At 80.1% G+C, this 950-nt stretch carries 1 protein-coding gene; it reads left to right on the plus strand.

The features are described from left to right. Positions 1–29: 29 nt before the first annotated feature. A complete protein-coding gene (locus GTR00_RS21710) occupies positions 30–905 on the plus strand; it encodes an LLM class flavin-dependent oxidoreductase (RefSeq protein WP_166613563.1) in 876 nt (291 codons plus the stop codon). Positions 906–950 lie beyond the last annotated feature (45 nt).

Raw genomic sequence — 950 nt, forward strand, 5'->3', positions numbered from 1 at the left:
CCCCTCCCGCCGCGCCGCCCCCTGCCGTGCTGCCGGAGCGCCACCGCCGTCCCGCGCCGTCCCGCGCCGTCCCCGTCCAGCCCCCGGAGTCCCTGCGGGAGCTGGCCACCACGGCCGAGGAGGCCGGGCTGGACGAGCTGTGGGTGTGGGAGGACTGCTTCAAGCAGGGCGGGGTGCCCTCGGCGGCCGCGGCGCTGGCGTGGACCAGCCGGATCCGCGTCGGCATCGGGCTGCTGCCGGTGCCGCTGCGCAGCGCCGCGGTGTGCGCGATGGAGCTGGCGACCCTGGAGCGCACGTTCCCGGGCCGGCTCGTCGCCGGGCTCGGGCACGGCGTGCAGGAGTGGATGGGGAAGGCGGGCGTGCGCGCGGCCTCCCCGCTGACCCTGCTGGAGGAGTACGCGACGGCGGTGCGGCGGCTGCTGGCGGGCGAGCGGGTGAGCGTGCGGGGGCGCTACGTCCAGCTCGACGACGTGGCCCTGGCTTGGCCCCCGGCGTCCCCGCCGCCGCTGCTGCTGGGCGGCGTCGGGCCCCGGAGCCTCGCGCTGGCGGGCAGGCTCGGCGACGGCACCCTGCTGGGCACCGCGATGACCGAGGACGAGGTGCGCGACTCCTGCGCGATCGCCCTGTCCGCCGCCGGCGGCGGCAGCCACCCGATCGCCGTGAACGTGGTCGTCGCCACCGGCGCGGGGGCGCAGGAGCGCGTGGACCGGGAGGTGCCGCTGTGGGGACGCCCCGCCGGGGAGGGGATCGGCGTGGCCGGCGACGCCGCCACCGTGGCCGCGGCCCTGCGGCGGCTGGGCGCGGTCGGGGTGACCTCGGTGGCGGTGCACCCCACCGGGGACGAGCCGGACCTGCCGGGCCTGGTGCGCTTCCTCGGCCGGGAGGTGCGCCCGCTGCTGCGCTGACCGCGCGACGACCGCGCGCCGTGCCGGCGGGCGGGCGTGCGGGCG

It is taken from the genome of Kineococcus indalonis (assembly GCF_009906395.1).
Lineage (GTDB): Bacteria > Actinomycetota > Actinomycetes > Actinomycetales > Kineococcaceae > Kineococcus > Kineococcus indalonis.